At 62.4% G+C, this 14,707-nt stretch carries 14 protein-coding genes; 6 read left to right on the forward strand and 8 right to left on the reverse strand.

Translation table 11 applies throughout. The features are described from left to right. Positions 1–17 precede the first annotated feature (17 nt). A complete protein-coding gene (locus ACFSQT_RS31585; protein ID WP_379020033.1) occupies positions 18–1,202 on the reverse strand; it encodes a cell wall hydrolase in 1,185 nt (394 codons plus the stop codon). Positions 1,203–1,481: 279 nt separating this feature from the next. Here ACFSQT_RS31585 and ACFSQT_RS31590 point away from each other — a divergent pair, with 279 nt between their 5' ends. Beyond that, positions 1,482–2,675: an acyltransferase family protein gene (locus ACFSQT_RS31590; protein ID WP_379020035.1), complete on the forward strand. Its 1,194-nt coding sequence runs from the start codon at positions 1,482–1,484 to the stop codon at positions 2,673–2,675. Between the two features lie 7 nt (positions 2,676–2,682). On the opposite strand, the gene ACFSQT_RS31595 is transcribed toward ACFSQT_RS31590, so the two are convergent. Further along, on the reverse strand, positions 2,683–4,005 hold the full coding sequence (locus ACFSQT_RS31595) for an MFS transporter (RefSeq protein ID WP_379025488.1): 1,323 nt from the start codon (positions 4,003–4,005) through the stop codon (positions 2,683–2,685). Positions 4,006–4,128: 123 nt separating this feature from the next. On the opposite strand from ACFSQT_RS31595, the gene ACFSQT_RS31600 reads away from it, so the two are divergent. Further along, a complete protein-coding gene (locus tag ACFSQT_RS31600; RefSeq protein WP_379025490.1) occupies positions 4,129–5,052 on the forward strand; it encodes a LysR substrate-binding domain-containing protein in 924 nt (307 codons plus the stop codon). Between the two features lie 18 nt (positions 5,053–5,070). Here the strand turns inward: ACFSQT_RS31600 and der are convergent, their stop codons facing one another. Together der and ACFSQT_RS31610 are read right to left on the reverse strand one after the other, a co-directional pair. After that, complete coding sequence (der, locus tag ACFSQT_RS31605; protein WP_379025492.1) at positions 5,071–6,504, reverse strand: ribosome biogenesis GTPase Der; 1,434 nt, start codon at positions 6,502–6,504, stop codon at positions 5,071–5,073. Continuing rightward, positions 6,501–7,166, reverse strand: a complete 666-nt coding sequence (locus ACFSQT_RS31610; protein WP_379025494.1) for a tetratricopeptide repeat protein — start codon at positions 7,164–7,166, stop codon at positions 6,501–6,503. Before ACFSQT_RS31610 ends, der begins: the two co-directional genes overlap by 4 nt. A gap of 191 nt (positions 7,167–7,357) precedes the next feature. Between ACFSQT_RS31610 and ACFSQT_RS31615 the strand changes: the two genes are divergently transcribed. Beyond that, positions 7,358–8,365 (forward strand): polysaccharide deacetylase family protein, encoded by a 1,008-nt coding sequence (locus ACFSQT_RS31615; protein ID WP_379025496.1) that lies wholly within the window; start codon positions 7,358–7,360, stop codon positions 8,363–8,365. A 26-nt stretch (positions 8,366–8,391) separates the two neighbouring features. Here the strand turns inward: ACFSQT_RS31615 and sbmA are convergent, their stop codons facing one another. The 3 genes from sbmA to ACFSQT_RS31630 all read right to left on the reverse strand — a co-directional run bounded on the left by sbmA (position 8,392) and on the right by ACFSQT_RS31630 (position 11,270). Then, positions 8,392–9,654 (reverse strand): peptide antibiotic transporter SbmA, encoded by a 1,263-nt coding sequence (gene sbmA, locus ACFSQT_RS31620; protein WP_379025608.1) that lies wholly within the window; start codon positions 9,652–9,654, stop codon positions 8,392–8,394. A 114-nt stretch (positions 9,655–9,768) separates the two neighbouring features. Next, positions 9,769–10,929, reverse strand: coding sequence for a YbfB/YjiJ family MFS transporter (locus tag ACFSQT_RS31625; protein ID WP_379025498.1), 1,161 nt, complete (start codon positions 10,927–10,929; stop codon positions 9,769–9,771). Positions 10,930–11,045: 116 nt separating this feature from the next. Then, positions 11,046–11,270, reverse strand: a complete 225-nt coding sequence (locus ACFSQT_RS31630) for a hypothetical protein (protein WP_379025500.1) — start codon at positions 11,268–11,270, stop codon at positions 11,046–11,048. Between the two features lie 95 nt (positions 11,271–11,365). Here ACFSQT_RS31630 and ACFSQT_RS31635 point away from each other — a divergent pair, with 95 nt between their 5' ends. The 3 genes from ACFSQT_RS31635 to ACFSQT_RS31645 are packed head-to-tail and all read left to right on the forward strand — an operon-like array spanning position 11,366 to position 13,993. After that, on the forward strand, positions 11,366–12,334 hold the full coding sequence (locus tag ACFSQT_RS31635; RefSeq protein ID WP_379025502.1) for a LysR substrate-binding domain-containing protein: 969 nt from the start codon (positions 11,366–11,368) through the stop codon (positions 12,332–12,334). A gap of 26 nt (positions 12,335–12,360) precedes the next feature. Further along, on the forward strand, positions 12,361–13,617 hold the full coding sequence (locus ACFSQT_RS31640) for an aminopeptidase (protein ID WP_379025504.1): 1,257 nt from the start codon (positions 12,361–12,363) through the stop codon (positions 13,615–13,617). 22 nt (positions 13,618–13,639) lie between these two features. After that, positions 13,640–13,993, forward strand: a complete 354-nt coding sequence (locus tag ACFSQT_RS31645) for a DUF488 domain-containing protein (protein WP_379025506.1) — start codon at positions 13,640–13,642, stop codon at positions 13,991–13,993. A 219-nt stretch (positions 13,994–14,212) separates the two neighbouring features. Here the strand turns inward: ACFSQT_RS31645 and ACFSQT_RS31650 are convergent, their stop codons facing one another. Further along, positions 14,213–14,569 carry an ArsC family reductase gene (locus ACFSQT_RS31650; RefSeq protein ID WP_379025508.1) on the reverse strand — a complete coding sequence of 119 codons (357 nt, stop codon included), beginning with the start codon at positions 14,567–14,569 and terminating at the stop codon, positions 14,213–14,215. Between the last annotated feature and the right edge of the window lie 138 nt (positions 14,570–14,707).

A 14,707-nucleotide genomic window follows, 5' to 3' on the forward strand; every position in this document is an offset into this window, starting at 1 on the left:
CAGCGATCGTCCAGCGCTCAGCTCCAGCCGCCGCCATAGGTGCGGTAGAAGATATGCAGGCCGATCTTGGTCATCTTGTGCATCGTGCGCGCCCAGCCGGGATGGACATATTGGGCGTAGTAATGGGTCGACGATCCGACTTCCGGGATGAAGATCTTGCCGGCGGTGACGGCCATGGCGATATCCTGCGCGGTCTTGTAGGCGGCTGGACTGTCGATGCGCTTCCTCCTGCCGTCGCAAGCGAAGGAGAACTGGCAACGGTTGAACCAGCTGTCGTTCTGGTAGACGACGCCGCAGATCGAATTCGGATAGGCCGGGTTGCGGACGCGATTGAGGATGACCTGGGCGACGGCGGCCTGACCGCGCACGGATTCGCTCATCGCCTCGAAATAGATGCCGTTGGCAAGGCATGCCTGCTCCTTCTTGGAGAAGACACTTGCGGGAAGCGGGTTCTGGATCCACGAGTGGTCGCCCTTGGCCATCGGCGGAATGAAGCGGCCGTCATTGGGCTGCTCGTCCTGAAGCAGAGCTTCGAAGGGTGAAGCCTTGGCATAGTCGGGCTCGGCCTGCGCATAAGCGGTCGCCAGCACGTCGGGATGGTCGTTGTTGACCAGCGCGGCAAGCATCGCCGGCACTCCTGGATCCGGCTTCTTGTCCTCGCGCGCATGGAATGCCGCGGCGATCTGGATCTCCTTGCCTTTGATCTGCGGTTTGGCGAAGGCCATCTTCAGGCCGCTGTCCATGCTGGGCCGCAGCAAGGAGGAGGTGCGCTCGAAGATCGAGCCGGCATTGAAATTCTTCGGCGGCGCGACGGGAGACATCTGGACGATGCGCCCCTTCTTGTCGGCGCGCACGACGCGATCCTCGTCGGGCGTGCCGCTGACCTTGCCGCCCTTGCCACGAAACGACACGTTGCCGACGCCTGCCAGATGGACACCCGATCCGGAGATAGAGCCGGTGACATCGGAATCGACGAACGGCATCTCGGCCGCATGGGTCGAGCCGGCGACGGACTTCTCGACATAGGAATTCCAGCGGGTGTTCGATGCTTCGAGGCCGGAGACAAGGCTCGTCATGTCCTGGTAGGCGGCGACGGTCGGAAAGCCGATCCAGATGCCAAGCCCGATGACGAACGGAGACAGAAAGCCACGTTTCTTCTCACCGGCGGCGGCAACAAGCCGTTTCAACACACGTCGATGCACTGAACTCTCTCCAGGAACGCGACTGACCCCACTGGAGAGCAAAATGATGCATTAACCTTGATGGGACGTTAACGGGTTCGATCGGGTTTTCTCAGTCGGCTCAAGGTCGTGGTTCCGAAGTCGGGCGGTTTTGCGGCGAGAAGGATGACGGTCATGCGCGCCAAGCCGCGGGGCCATCCCTGCGTTGGGCCGAGCTTAACCGGATATCCATCTTCCGGCCGTCACATGGGACGGTTTCGAAACAGCGGCTGAGCAGAGCCGGACGACGAGGCAACGGTCGTGGAGATCCCAACCGCCAATGACGTGAATTCGACGGCGGCACCCGGACGCCCCCAGCTCCACAATCTGACGGCGCTGCGGGCCTTCGCGGCCCTGTCGATATTCGTCCATCATTTGCGGGAATTTGGAATCGACGCGTCTCGATCCATCGGCGGTGTGGATCTCGGCTGCGCCGTCTCGTTTTTCTTCGTCCTGTCGGGCTTCGTGCTGTCGTACAGTTTCACCGGACGCTTCCATGATTGGCGCTCGGTAAGAAACTTCATCGTCCAGAGATTTTTCCGGCTCTGGCCTGTTCACATGCTGTGCTGCTTCTTTGCCGTGATGACGCTTCCCGTGCCGACACGTCTGCTCACCGCATATCTGACGACAACGCTGCTGAGTTCCTGGATTCCGACTTACGGCACGGCTTACGCATACAATGGCGTCTCATGGTCGATATCGGTGGAGTTGTTCTTCTATCTTCTGCTGCCGTTCATTCTGATCCTGCGGCCAAACCAGATCATGCTCGTGATTTGCGGCTGGACACTCGCCGTTCTCGGTCTGCTGGCTTTCATGAGCGTTTTGCCGGGACCGGTATTTCCGCCTCCTTCCAACTGGCCATGGCAGGATTTCTACGTCACGGACGCATCCTTCGTTCAGCTCTTTCCGCCTCTGCGCATGATGGAATTCCTGGCCGGAGTAGCCGTCTGTCAACTGTTCCGACGTCGGCGCATCCCTGATGGCTGGGTCGCGTCATGTCAGATCGCCGCAATAGCCTGCCTGGCGCTTTATGCGAGCGCGCATGCCGAGATCACGCAATTTTTCAGCAGCCATGCGTCGATCATGGCGTCCAGCGCATTTCGCGAATATGGGATGTATCCCCTGTTCACGGCCATGGTCTATGTCTTTGCACATCAGTCCGGCATCGTGACACGCATTCTGTCGTGGCGTTTTCTGACTTTCTGTGGCGAGATCAGCTTCGCGTTCTACATGGTGCATCAAATCATCATTTATAACCTGGCATTCGTCTTTGAGATTCACCGACACCACAGTCTGATGGTGGCTGCAATTTCAGCAGCGATATTGAGCCTCGGCTTTTCGATCATACTCCATCGGACGGTGGAGAAACCCTCCATCGACTGGGCCAAACGACGGTTCCCGATGTCCCGGCAAGCGCCGTCCTTGGGGAAGTTGCCCCTGGTTGCCCCGGCCTGACCTTGCATCACGCCGATCCGGTTGGCGTTGGCCGCAGGAAGATCGGCCAGGCGATCAACGCGCAGATGGCGGCCGACAGCCAGACGCCGGACCATGATCCGACAACCAGAAGCCCAGGGATGGCGACCGGCACCAGGAAGAAGGCGACAAAGACGAAGCTGTTGGCGAGACCGAGCGCCGTCCCGGCGTTGCTGGCGCCGGCAAGCGTGGCGAGTTCGGTGTAGGCAACGCCGTGCCATGCCGAAACACAGATGCCGGCGACGATCAGGGTGGCAACGATCGTTGTCGCGAGCACCGGCTGCCAGCCGGGAATGGTGGCCACGACAAACACAAGCAGCGTGAGGGTGGCGAAAGCGCCCGCGCTCAGCATGCTGAAAAGGCGCAGGAACGAGCGACGATTGCCGTGACGGTCGGTGAAGCGGCCGCTCCAGACGCGCATGACCATGGCGCCGACCTGCACGGCTGCCAGGCTGGCGCTGATCACTGCCGTCCCCATGCCGCCGAAATCATGCAGGAAGACAGAGGCGAAGGTGAGTACCGCCACTTGCGGGACGCAGAGCAGGCCGATGGCCATTGCGATGCGCCAGACGTCCGGATTGCGCAGCGGTGTCGGGCGGGCCGGCACCATGGCGTCGCTGGCGGACGTCGCGTCTTCGCCAATTGGCGGCTGGCGCAACCAGCGCCACGCGAAAAGCGCCGTGACGGCGGAGAATACGGCCAGCAGGCCGTAGACCATTGCAAAGCCATGCGTCGAGGCGAGCGACGGCAGGGCAAGGGAGCCGAGCCCGCCGCCGAGCGGCACCGCGGTCTGCCTGATGCTCATGGCGAAGCCACGCTCGCCTTCACGAAACCAGGCCATGATGGCGCGGCCGCTCGAGCCGTTGACGCTGCCGCCGAGCAGGCCGGTGACGAGCAGCACGGCGGCCAGAAGCGCAACCCCGGGGATGTGTGCCGGTGACGGCACGACCAGGAATGCCATGAGGAGCAGCCATGCCGCGGTCGCGCCGAGGCCGGTGAGCAGCACGCGGCGATCGCCCCAGCGGTCGGTGAGCAATCCCCATGGCAGTTCGCTCAGCGCCACACCCAGGCCGAGAAGGCCGAGAACCAGCCCGAGCTGGCCGTTGCCGAGATGGTAGCCCGAGCGCAAGAAAACCGCTGTCGCCGGGATGCCGGAGAAGGTTGCCGAAAAACTGGCATTGGCGGCAACACCGATGCCCAGCACCTTCCAGCGATGATTGGAGCGGACTGTCGCGGCACCAGCGGCGGCTCCACCCGCCTGCTGCCGAGGCCTGCCCTGGCTGCATTGCAAATCCGTAACGACGAGCGACATGGCTTAATTTCCCTTGACGGTCCGACTGCATCCGGACCTTGACGGCCTGTCTCTATCGCCATAGGTTCATGCTGAATATCGGGAAGTTTTTGACTAATTGTCCTGAAAATCAGGATTATCTTCATGCGACGCGTGACATTCGACCTCGACGTTCTGCGCAGTTTCGTCACCGGCATGGAGCTGGGCAGCTTCGCCAAGGCTGCCGACCGGCTTGGCCGGTCGACGTCGGCGGTCAGTGCGCAGTTGAAGAAACTGGAGGAACAAGCGGCGACGCCGATCTTCCGCAAGTCGGGACGCGGCCTCGCCTTGACCGAAGCCGGCGAGACCATGCTCGGCTACGCGCGGCGGCTGATCGAGCTCAACGACGAGGCGGCATCCGCGATCCATGACGTCGAGTTGGAAGGCTGGGTACGGCTTGGGCTGCAAGAGGATTTCGGCGAGGCCGTGCTGCCCGACGTGCTCGGCCGCTTTGCCCGCGCCCATCCCAAGGTCAAGATCGAAGCCAGGATCGCGCGCAGTTACGAACTTGCCGAAAGGGTCATGTCAGGCAACCTCGACATCGCGCTCGCCTGGCACAGCGGCGAGACGCTGCCTTACAGCGAGCACGTCGCCGACGTGCAGATGCGCTGGATCGGCCCGGCAAAGCGCATCGAGACCAGCCTACGCCACAGTGAGCCACTGCCGCTGGTGGCGCTCGAAGCGCCATGCCTTTTGCGTACGGTGGCAACCGAAACGCTCGACCGCGCCGGCCTGTCCTGGCGGATGGCCTTTTCCAGCCCGAGCCTTGGCGGCATCTGGGCAGCCGTCGCGGCGGGGCTGGGGCTGACGATCCGCACCGACATCGGACTGCCGGCCAGCGTCAGCGCGATGGCACCGGAGATCGCCGGGCTGCCGGCACTGCCCAAAATGGCGTTGTTCCTGCATCGCAAGGACGCCGACCCCGAACCGGTAGCGGCCCGCCTCGCCGACATCCTGCTGGACGCAGCGCGACAGGCGCTGCCCGAAAATAGCCGGGCTAACGACAACGGCTTGCGCAGCGTGGCGTGATCTGAAGAGCTTCGACGCTCAGCCGCGTTTCTTTGCCCGTCCGGCGAACGGGTTGTCCGAGGTGCGCAGCGCAATGCGGATCGGCACGCCGGGAATGTCGAAGGCTTCACGCAGGCTGTTGGAGAGGTAGCGGACATAGGATTGCGGCATCGCCTCCGGCCGCGAGCACTGGACGACAAAGCCCGGCGGCCGCGTCTTGGCCTGGGTGACATATTTGACCTTCAGCCGGCGGCCGGCGACGGCAGGCGGCGGGTGATGCGCCAGAATGCTTTCCAGCCAACGGTTGAGCTTGCCGGTCGAGACGCGGCTGTTCCAGACCTTGTGGGTCCTCAGCACCGCATCCATCAGCTTGTCGAGGCCACGCCCGGTTTCGGCCGACACAGGCACCGCCTGGATGCCGCGCACCTGCGGCAGCAGCCGCTCGGTCTTCTCGCGCAACTCCGCCAGAAGCTCCTGGGGATGGTCGATCAAATCCCATTTGTTGAAGGCGATCACCGGCGCCCGCCCCTCGCGGATGATCAGGTCGGCGATCTGCAGATCCTGCTTCTCGAACGGAATGGTGGCGTCGAGCACGATGATGACGATCTCGGCGAAGCGGATGGCGCGCAAGCCATCCTGCACCGACATCACTTCCAGCTTTTCATGGATCCTGGCCTTGCGGCGCATGCCGGCCGTGTCGAACAGTTTCAGGCGGCGGCCATGCCAGTCCCAGTCGACCGAGATGGAATCACGGGTGATGCCGGCTTCCGGCCCAGTCAACAGCCGTTCCTCGCCGATCAGCGCGTTGATCAGCGTCGACTTGCCGGCATTTGGGCGACCGACGACGGCGATGCGCATCGGCTTGGTGTCGTCGTATGAAGGCTCGGCGTCCGGATCGGTGATATCCTCGCCGATCAGCACCTCGCCGGCGGCGATCTCGTCACCGACACCATCCTCTTCTTCGCCGAAGGCGCGTGCCTCGCCGAGCGCGCCGATCACCGCGTCGCGCAGGTCGGGCATGCCCTGGCCGTGTTCGGCCGAAACCGGGATCGGCTCGCCAAGGCCAAGCTCCCAGGCCTCGAGCATGCCGCCCTGGGCGCCCTTCGCCTCGGCCTTGTTGGCGACGAGAACGACCGGCTTGCCGGACTTGCGCACGATCTCGGCGAACGTCTTGTCGTCCGGCATCAGGCCGGACTTGGCATCGACCGTGAAGAAGATCATGTCGGCCTCGCGGATGGCGATCTCGGTCTGCGCGCGCATGCGACCGGGCAAGGTCGAGGCGGCGGCATCCTCGAAGCCGGCGGTGTCGATGACATCGAAATGCAGGTCGTAAAGCTTGGCCGCATGGACGCGACGGTCGCGTGTGACGCCCGGCGTGTCGTCGACAAGCGCCAGCTTCCTTCCCACCAGTCGATTGAAAAGGGTCGATTTGCCGACGTTAGGTCTGCCGATGATGGCGACTTTGAAGGTCACGACGCACTGCCCGACCCGCGGATCAGCTCGGACATCAAGGTTGCCCGCTCACGGGTGTTGCGCGGGGCGCCGTCATCGGCGGCGATCTGGTCGAACAGCTTCAGCGCGTCCTGGGTCTTGCCTTCCTTCCAGGCGGACAGGCCGAGCGCCTCGCGCGCCGTGTGGCGCAGCGTGTTGGTGTCCGATGTGAGCGCCTCGACGCGGCTGGAGACGTCGGCGAAGGAGCCATGGTCGACAAGCAGGAGTGCTGCCCGGAGGCGTGCCATGTCGCGAATGCCCGAGGGAATGGCCGTGTCGGCGGCGACATCGTCGAAATCCTTGACGGCGGCGGCGACGTCGCCCTTGCTGGCCTTGACGGTGGCGGCGCGCATGCGGGCGAGCAGCGGATAGGCGCCGTAGCCATCCTTCTCCAACTGATCGAGCGCGGTCAGCGCTTCGTCGTTCTTGCCGTCATTGGCGAGCTTCAGCGCCTGCGAGAATGCATCGCCCGAGCGGTTGGCGCGCGTCTCGTCCCAATAGCGATAGCCGACGACGGCGGCGGTGCCGAGCACCACGAGGATCGCAATGACGAGCAAGGCGGGACCGAAACGGTCCCACAGCTTCTGCGCCTGTTCGCGGCGCATCTCGTCGTTGACTTCACGGATAAAACTGTCGTCGGACATCAATCAAACCATTCCTGCCCTCTCGGGCCGTTGTCAGCCCGCGTTTTAGCGAAATTTTGTCGGCATGGAAGGGGTTCGACCGGAAAATCGCCTATTGCCAGGGCGGACGGGCGAAAAGGCCAATCGCACCCACGCCACATTTGCGCGATAGCCGGCTTCGAGACATCCTCCGAGTTAAGATCAGATTGCCGATGTACCTTCCGTTTCGCGTTGCTGCGTTTTCCCTCGTCTCGCTGGCCACAGCCAGCGGAGCCTTGGCCGATCCGCCCGCGCCACCGGCGCCGACGAAGCCCAGGCAGGTCGTCATCATCTCGTTCGACAGCGCCCGTGACATTTCGCAGTGGAAGCGCAGCCGCGCGCTGGCGCAGCGCACCGGCGCGCATTTCACCTACTTTCTTTCGTGTGTGTTCCTGCTGTCACCCGAGACACGCGAGGAATACACGGCACCCGGCAAGACATCAGGCAAATCCAACATCGGCTTTGCCGCCTCCAAGCAGGAAGTGACCGAGCGGCTCGAGCAGATCGGACTTGCCGCCTCGGAAGGTCACGACATCGCCAGCCATGGCTGCGGCCACTTCGACGGCAAGGACTGGAGCAAGGCCGACTGGCTGAGCGAGTTCGGCTCGTTCGAGCACATTTTCGAGAACGCCTATGCGATCAATGGCATCGCGCCCGAGCCCAAGGGCTGGCGCGATTTCGCGCGGCATGCGGTGGTCGGCTTCCGTGCGCCATACCTGTCGACAAGCAAGGGGCTCTACGACGCGTTGCCGGCGGCCGGCTATCAATTCGACGCCAGCGGCGTCTCGCAGGGCCCTGCCTGGCCGGCGGCAAGCCACGGCATCATGCACTTTTCACTGCCGCAGATCCCGGAAGGACCGAAATCAAGGCCGGTGATCGCCATGGACTACAATCTCTATGTCAGACATTCCGGCGGCTTCGAGCGGCCAAGCATGGCGGACGAATTCGCCAACCGGACCTACGATGCCTTTCGCGCCGCGTTCGATGCGCAATATCAGGGCAAGCGCATTCCGCTGGAACTCGGCTTCCACTTCACGCTGATGAATGACGGCGCCTACTGGAACGCGCTGGAGCGCTTTGCCGGCGAGGTCTGCGTCAGGGCCGATGTCGAATGCGTCAGCTTTCGCGATTATGTTTCGCGGCAGCGTGCCGGCGAAAAGCAGGCAGTCGTGGGCGGCTGAGCCGCCCACGCCGCTATTTCCCATAGTCAGGCCGGGTCGGGTTCTTGTGCTTGGCGATCCATGAAGCGGCGGTCAATTTCAGGAAGCGGCTCGCCATGGATCGTCGCCTCGAAAGCACGCAGACGCTTGTAGATCGAAATCAGTTCGACAATGGTCGGCCAGGAATTGACCAGATACTGAAACGAAGAGCGGACCTGATCAAAGGAATTGAGAATCTGATTCAGAGCTCCGAGCTTGATCTTTCCTGCGACCATTGTGGGAACAAGGACGATGTATGGAAATATATTGTCAATCTGAAGGTAGAATATTCTGGCGACATTGAAATATAAATAGTGAAAATATTTAAGAAAATAGTTTCTCCTTACATTTCGAAACAGCTCGGCAACAGTTGGTGGCTGTGCGCGGCCTAAATCATCTTCGCCATAGACCAGTTCTTTGCGGTAAGCCGCCTCGACACGCTGAGTGCGGAATTCGAGCCCCGGCAGCTTGATTCCTACCAACGCCAGGAAAGTGGTCCCGAAGAGTGACCAAAGGATTGCCACAACGACCAGGGAGTAAGGCACCGTGCCGACAATCGGCAGCTCCGTGACGTTTTGAGAGAGATGCAGCAGCACAGGAAGGAATGCAATCAGGGTCATGACAGACCCGACCAAGCTTACGCCCAAATCCTCCATCGTGCTTGAGAAGCGCATCGTGTCTTCTTGAACACGCTGTGACGCACCCTCGATGTTTCTCAATCTTTCCCAATTATTCATATAGTATTCGTTCATCGCGGTGCGCCAACGAAATATCCAGTGGCTTACGAAAAAGCGATTGAGGGCCCCAACCGTAACCGCCAGAAGCGCAATCCACATAATTGTCAGCAACTGGCTATAGAAGTCCCATGGCGTCGTGGAAAACGGTGTGCCCAAAGCCTTCTGAATGAGATCGTAGAAGGGACCGTACCAGTCGTTGAAAGCGACGTTTACCTGCACCTGATAGTAGATGACAAAGAGGATCAGTGAAGTGCCAAGGATAGACCAATTACGCCACGGATGAGGTCGATACCAGGCCCAAAAGCCGTAGAAAATAAGGACAACAGCGGCAAAATATAAGTAAAACCAGAGAAATGGCTTAGACCAAAAGAGTGATACGCCAATGATCTTGTCAACGCCTTCAGCTGTGGGAGGCAATCCAAATACAGCGCCAAGTTGTTCTCCACCAAAAAACCAGAACAAAATCGCCGCAAGGACCCAGACGACTACCGAAGAAAAGAACAGCTTCGGCTGCGGGAAAAAAGATACAAACACTGTGGCGAATTCCTCGTCGATGCGCAAATCAGCTGATATCAGCGGGCATAAAGTCACACATTAGCTGGAAAGAAAATGCCCGTGCCCGAAGCCCGGCACCGAGCAAGACCATAATCATGGCGATTTTGGCGCAGCCGACCATATGGTGGCGCCGGAGATGACCAGCATGGAGGCGGCGGTGAGCGAGGCAAGGAAGAAATTGCCCGACGCCTGCGCCAGCAACCCGGCGGCGATCGGGCCGATGATCTGGCCCAGGCCGAAAGAGGCCGTCATCAGGGCAAAGATACGCCTAGGCGCCGGTGGCGCCTGTTGCCGCGCGGCCTGCAGGCCAAGTGCCGTGATGGCAATGAAAGTGCCGCCGAGCAACACGCCGCCAAGCAGCGGCCCGGTGTATCCGCCGACGGCCACGCTGGCGGTGACGCCTACGACTTCGACGAAGCATGCCAGCGCATAGGCGGCATGGAGCCCGATCCATCCGGCGATCTTCTGCCAGAGCCAGGTCGAGGGAAAGCCGGCAAGGCCGGCGACCATCCACACCGTGGCCTCGAAGACGCGACTTCCGCCGGCTTGCCGGACGATGGCAACCAGGAACGTCGCCGTCACCACATAGCCAAAACCGAACAGGCCGTAGGCGACGATGATCTTCACCAGCGACCAGTCCTTCGGCAGCGCCGGCTCACGGGCGGCGTCGCCATCGGCGAGTGGCCCCTCGTTCGCCAACAGCGCCACGACGACGAAACCGCAAGCCGAAATGGCGGCCGACCATAGCCAGCCCGCCGCCCAGCCGGCATGCTCGGTGACCAGCACCGCCATCATCGCCGCCGATATGGCGATGCCAAGGCCAACGCCGCCAAAATGCCACGCCTGCAGGTCGCTGCGGCCGGCTGCGTTTATATGGCTGAAAACGATGCTGGCCATGAACACCATGACGAAGGCGCTGGCGAGACCGGCAAGAAAGCGGATGACGAGAAAGGCGACCATGGTGTCGGACAGCCCCATCAGGGCTGCCAGGACCGTGCTGGCGCCGAGGCCGGCCAGCATCAGCAGGCGCTCGCGCCCATGCGCCCAACCGCCGGCGGCGGCAAGCGCGCCGACGAGGTAGCCAAGATAATTGGCGGAGGCGATCCACCCGGCATCGGCCGGCGAAAGATGGAGTTCCTCCATCATGCCGGGCAGGATCGGCGTGTAGACGAAGCGGCCGATGCCCATGGCAACAGCCATGGCGATCATGCCGGCGATGGCGAAACGCAGCGCTGTTGAGGTGGCTGATATCATTGCAGCGCACAATAAGTGCAGGGATCGCTGAAACAATCCGCCATCCGTTGGGCCAGCGGTCGCAGCACGCGGCGCTCGCCTCGACTTTTGCTTAAGCCGGAACGTGTGATGTCCGCTCAGCAGCGTCCACCGAAACCGGCATGCACTGAAGCGGTCTCGTGCGCCGTCCGCCGTGCCGTCAGCCTGAACGGCACGTCACCCAATTCGCGCTCCGACATGGTGTTGAGCACCGGATGCGAAAGCGGATCGGTCAACCATCTTTGCGTCTCGCTGTCGCGGCGCGACTTATGGGGCGTATCCGTCGCGAAAAAGACCTTCAGCGATGACAACATCCTCAGCATTTTCGGCTCCACGGGTCGGTCTCCTCCGACAAAGTCCGCCGTTTCGATGTGTCTTTCAATTGAGATTTCAGCCGGATCGGTTTAGAAAAACTCAAATGGCCATGCTCAACCGCGTCCATCTCAACGGCCTTCGCGCCGTCGAAACCGTCGCTCGTCTCGGGTCGCTCGCGGCGGCGGCGGCTGAACTCAACGTTTCCGTCAGTGCCGTCAGCCAGCAGATCAGCCGCACCGAGAAGCAGCTCGGCCAGGCGCTGTTCGAGCGGACGGCGAGCGGTCTCGTGCTGACCGAATTCGGCGCCGTCTTCGCGGCTCGCCTGGGCGTCGGGTTTCGTGAACTTGCTCACGCCGTGGCGCTGGCCGACGAGGCGACGCAATGCACATTGGTGGTTTCGGTGGCGCCGGCCTTTGCCTCGAAATGGCTGCTGCCGCGATTGTCGCGTCATTTCGCCCGGCATCCCAACGTGCTGCTGCGCATCGACGCTTCGGTGCGGCTGGCCGATCTCGATCACTCCGACATCGACATCGCCATCCGGCTCGGCGACGGCAAATGGCCGGGCGGGCGGGCCGAACTGCTTTTGGCGCAGGAAGTCTTCCCGGTCTGTGCCCCGGCAATCGCCAAGAAGCTGAAGTCGATCGAGGACCTTGCTCGGACCTGCGCGATCACCGACGAGCGGGCGATGATCAAATGGGAGAGCTGGTTCGAGGCAGCCGGCGTTCCACCCGTCACCTTCCTGAAGGGCGCGCGCTTTACCGATCCTATGCTGTGCCTGGAATCGGCGATTGCCGGCCACGGTGTGATGCTCGGCTGGCAATTGCTCACCGCCGATGCGCTGGCCGACGGCCGGCTCGTGGCGCCATTCGGAATCCGCGCCCAGAGCGGGCTCGGCTATTGGCTGGTGACATCCTCCGCCAAGGCCGAAAGCCGCAAGGTCCGGGATTTCAAGGTCTGGATCAAGGAAGAGATCGGGGCGACGATGGCACAGTTCGGGTCGACGAATGCCGCCACCGCGCCCTCCGGTGGGATCGCGGTGGAAAGGACCGTGGTACCGGTCTATGTAGAGTGAGACATCAAACTACGGCAGGCAGGATCATGACCACACATTCGCGCGGCGTTTCCGCATCGATCGACCCGGTGAAGCTCGACAGGCTGGCGGAAGTCGCCATCAAGGTCGGGCTGCAGTTGCAACCCGGCCAGGACCTGGTGGTGACGTCATCGATCGCGGCGCTGCCGTTGACCAGGCGGATCGTCGAGCATGCCTACAAGGCCGGTGCCGGACTGGTGACGCCGATCTTCAACGACGACGAAATGACGCTGGCGCGCTACCGCTTCGGCGCCGATGCCGGTTTCGACCGTGCGGCGGGCTGGCTCTATGAAGGCATGGCGAAGGCCTTCGCCAACAATGCGGCGCGGCTTGCCGTGCGCGGCGAGGATCCGTCGCTGTTGTCGGCGCAGGATCCGGCGAAAGTGGCGCGCGCCAACAAGGCCAATTCGATGGCCTACCAGCCGGCGCTGGAGAAGATCACCGGCTTCGACATCAACTGGAACATCGTCGCCTACCCTGACCTTGCCTGGGCCAGGCAGGTCTTCCCTGGCGATGCCGACGACGTCGCCGTGGCCAAGCTCGCCGACGCCATCTTCGCGGCGTCGCGGGTGGATGTGGAAGACCCGATCGGCAACTGGGTGGCGCACAATGCGGCACTTCGCGGCCGCACCGAATGGCTCAACGGCCACAATTTCCATGCGCTGCATTTCACCGGGCCAGGCACCGACCTGACCGTCGGGCTGGCGGACAGCCATGAATGGATGGGTGGTGCCTCGACCGCCAAGAACGGCATCACCTGCAATCCGAATATCCCGACCGAGGAAGTCTTCACCACACCGCATGCAAGGCGCGTCGAGGGCCATGTCTCCTCGACCAAGCCGCTGTCCTACCAGGGCACGCTGATCGACGAGATCTCGGTGCGTTTCGAGGAGGGCCGCATCGTCGAGGCAAAGGCATCGAAGGGCGAGGATGTGCTGAAGAAGGTGCTCGACACCGACGAGGGCGCGCGCCGCCTCGGCGAGGTGGCGCTGGTGCCGCATTCCTCGCCGATCGCGGCCAGCGGCCTGCTGTTCTTCAACACGCTGTTCGACGAGAACGCCGCCTGCCACATCGCGCTCGGCCAGTGCTACTCGAAGTGCTTCGTCGGCGGCGCCTCGCTCAGCCAGGACGAGATCGCCGCACGCGGCGGCAACAAGAGTTTCATCCACATCGACTGGATGATCGGCTCCGACAAGGTCGACATAGACGGCGTCCACAAGGATGGCGCCCGCGTGCCGGTGATGCGCCAGGGCGAGTGGGCCTGAGGGGGCACTTGCGGAGGGTCCGGTGGGGTTCGACCTTGTGGTCAAGCGGATCTACGAGCAGCCCGCGCCCGACGATGGGCAGCGGGTCCTGGTCGACCGGATCTGGCCACGCGGCGTCAGCAGAGAGCACGCGGCGCTGGCGCTGTGGCTGAAGGACGTCGCGCCGAGCGATGGCTTGCGCGGATGGTTCGGGCATGAGCCGGAGCGGTGGGAAGAGTTCCAGAAGCGGTATCGTGCTGAACTGGATGGGAATGGCGAGGTGGTTCGCCAGTTGCGGGCCATGCTCGATGCGGGGAAGGTCACGCTGCTCTACGGCGCGCATGACGAGGCCCACAACAATGCGGTGGCGCTGGCGGGGTATTTGCGCGCGGGTTGAGGGGGCAACGTCGGCGACTAATCTCCCTCCTTGCGGGGGAGATGCCCGGTAGGGCAGAGGGGGGTGCTGTCCCGCCGACCTGTCAACCAACCGCAGCCAAGTCCTCAGACAGGTTCGCGTTGGAACAGTCAAAGGGTGGCGATCCTTCCCACCCCCTCTGGCCTGCCGGCCATCTCCCCCGCAAGGAGGGAGATTGGCAGCTTCTCCGTCCCGCTATTCCTACTTAAAACCGCCCACAGCCACCTGATAGACATCCGGCTTGAAGCCGACGAGGATGCGGTCGCCCAGTTCCAGCACCGGTCGCTTGATCATCGTCGGCTTGGCCAGCATCAGCGCCTTGGCTTTCTTCTCATTGAGGCCCTGCTTGTCCTTGTCCTCCAGTTCGCGGAACGTCGTGCTCGCCTTGTTGAGCAGGATTTCCCAGCCGACCTTGCCGACCCAGCCATCCAGCCGCTTCGCCTCCAGCCCTTCCGCCCTGTAGTCGTGAAAACGGTAGGGCACATCATGACCTTCAAGCCAGACGCGCGCCTTCTTGATCGTGTCGCAGGTGGTGATGCCATACATCGTGATCGTCAAAACGCACGTCCCCAAACTGACAGTCGAATCCGCTCGCAGCCTAGAACCGCCCTTCCCGCTTTGCCAGCACCCTTGGTTGGCATCCTTCGAATTTTGGCTGTTGCCATCACTAAGGAATTTTCCTAAGTATTGGTCAAA

It is taken from the genome of Mesorhizobium calcicola (assembly GCF_042682105.1).
GTDB classification, from domain to species: domain Bacteria; phylum Pseudomonadota; class Alphaproteobacteria; order Rhizobiales; family Rhizobiaceae; genus Mesorhizobium; species Mesorhizobium calcicola.

Excerpts from the sequence above, each read along its gene's own strand:
- ACFSQT_RS31610 (WP_379025494.1), bottom strand. The coding sequence starts at position 7,166 with ATGTCCGACGACAGTTTTATCCGTGAAGTCAACGACGAGATGCGCCGC.
- ACFSQT_RS31630 (WP_379025500.1), bottom strand. The coding sequence starts at position 11,270 with ATGCTGAGGATGTTGTCATCGCTGAAGGTCTTTTTCGCGACGGATACG.
- ACFSQT_RS31635 (WP_379025502.1), top strand. The coding sequence starts at position 11,366 with ATGGCCATGCTCAACCGCGTCCATCTCAACGGCCTTCGCGCCGTCGAA.
- ACFSQT_RS31625 (WP_379025498.1), bottom strand. The coding sequence starts at position 10,929 with ATGATATCAGCCACCTCAACAGCGCTGCGTTTCGCCATCGCCGGCATG.
- ACFSQT_RS31595 (WP_379025488.1), bottom strand. The coding sequence starts at position 4,005 with ATGTCGCTCGTCGTTACGGATTTGCAATGCAGCCAGGGCAGGCCTCGG.
- ACFSQT_RS31640 (WP_379025504.1), top strand. The coding sequence starts at position 12,361 with ATGACCACACATTCGCGCGGCGTTTCCGCATCGATCGACCCGGTGAAG.
- ACFSQT_RS31615 (WP_379025496.1), top strand. The coding sequence starts at position 7,358 with ATGTACCTTCCGTTTCGCGTTGCTGCGTTTTCCCTCGTCTCGCTGGCC.
- ACFSQT_RS31600 (WP_379025490.1), top strand. The coding sequence starts at position 4,129 with ATGCGACGCGTGACATTCGACCTCGACGTTCTGCGCAGTTTCGTCACC.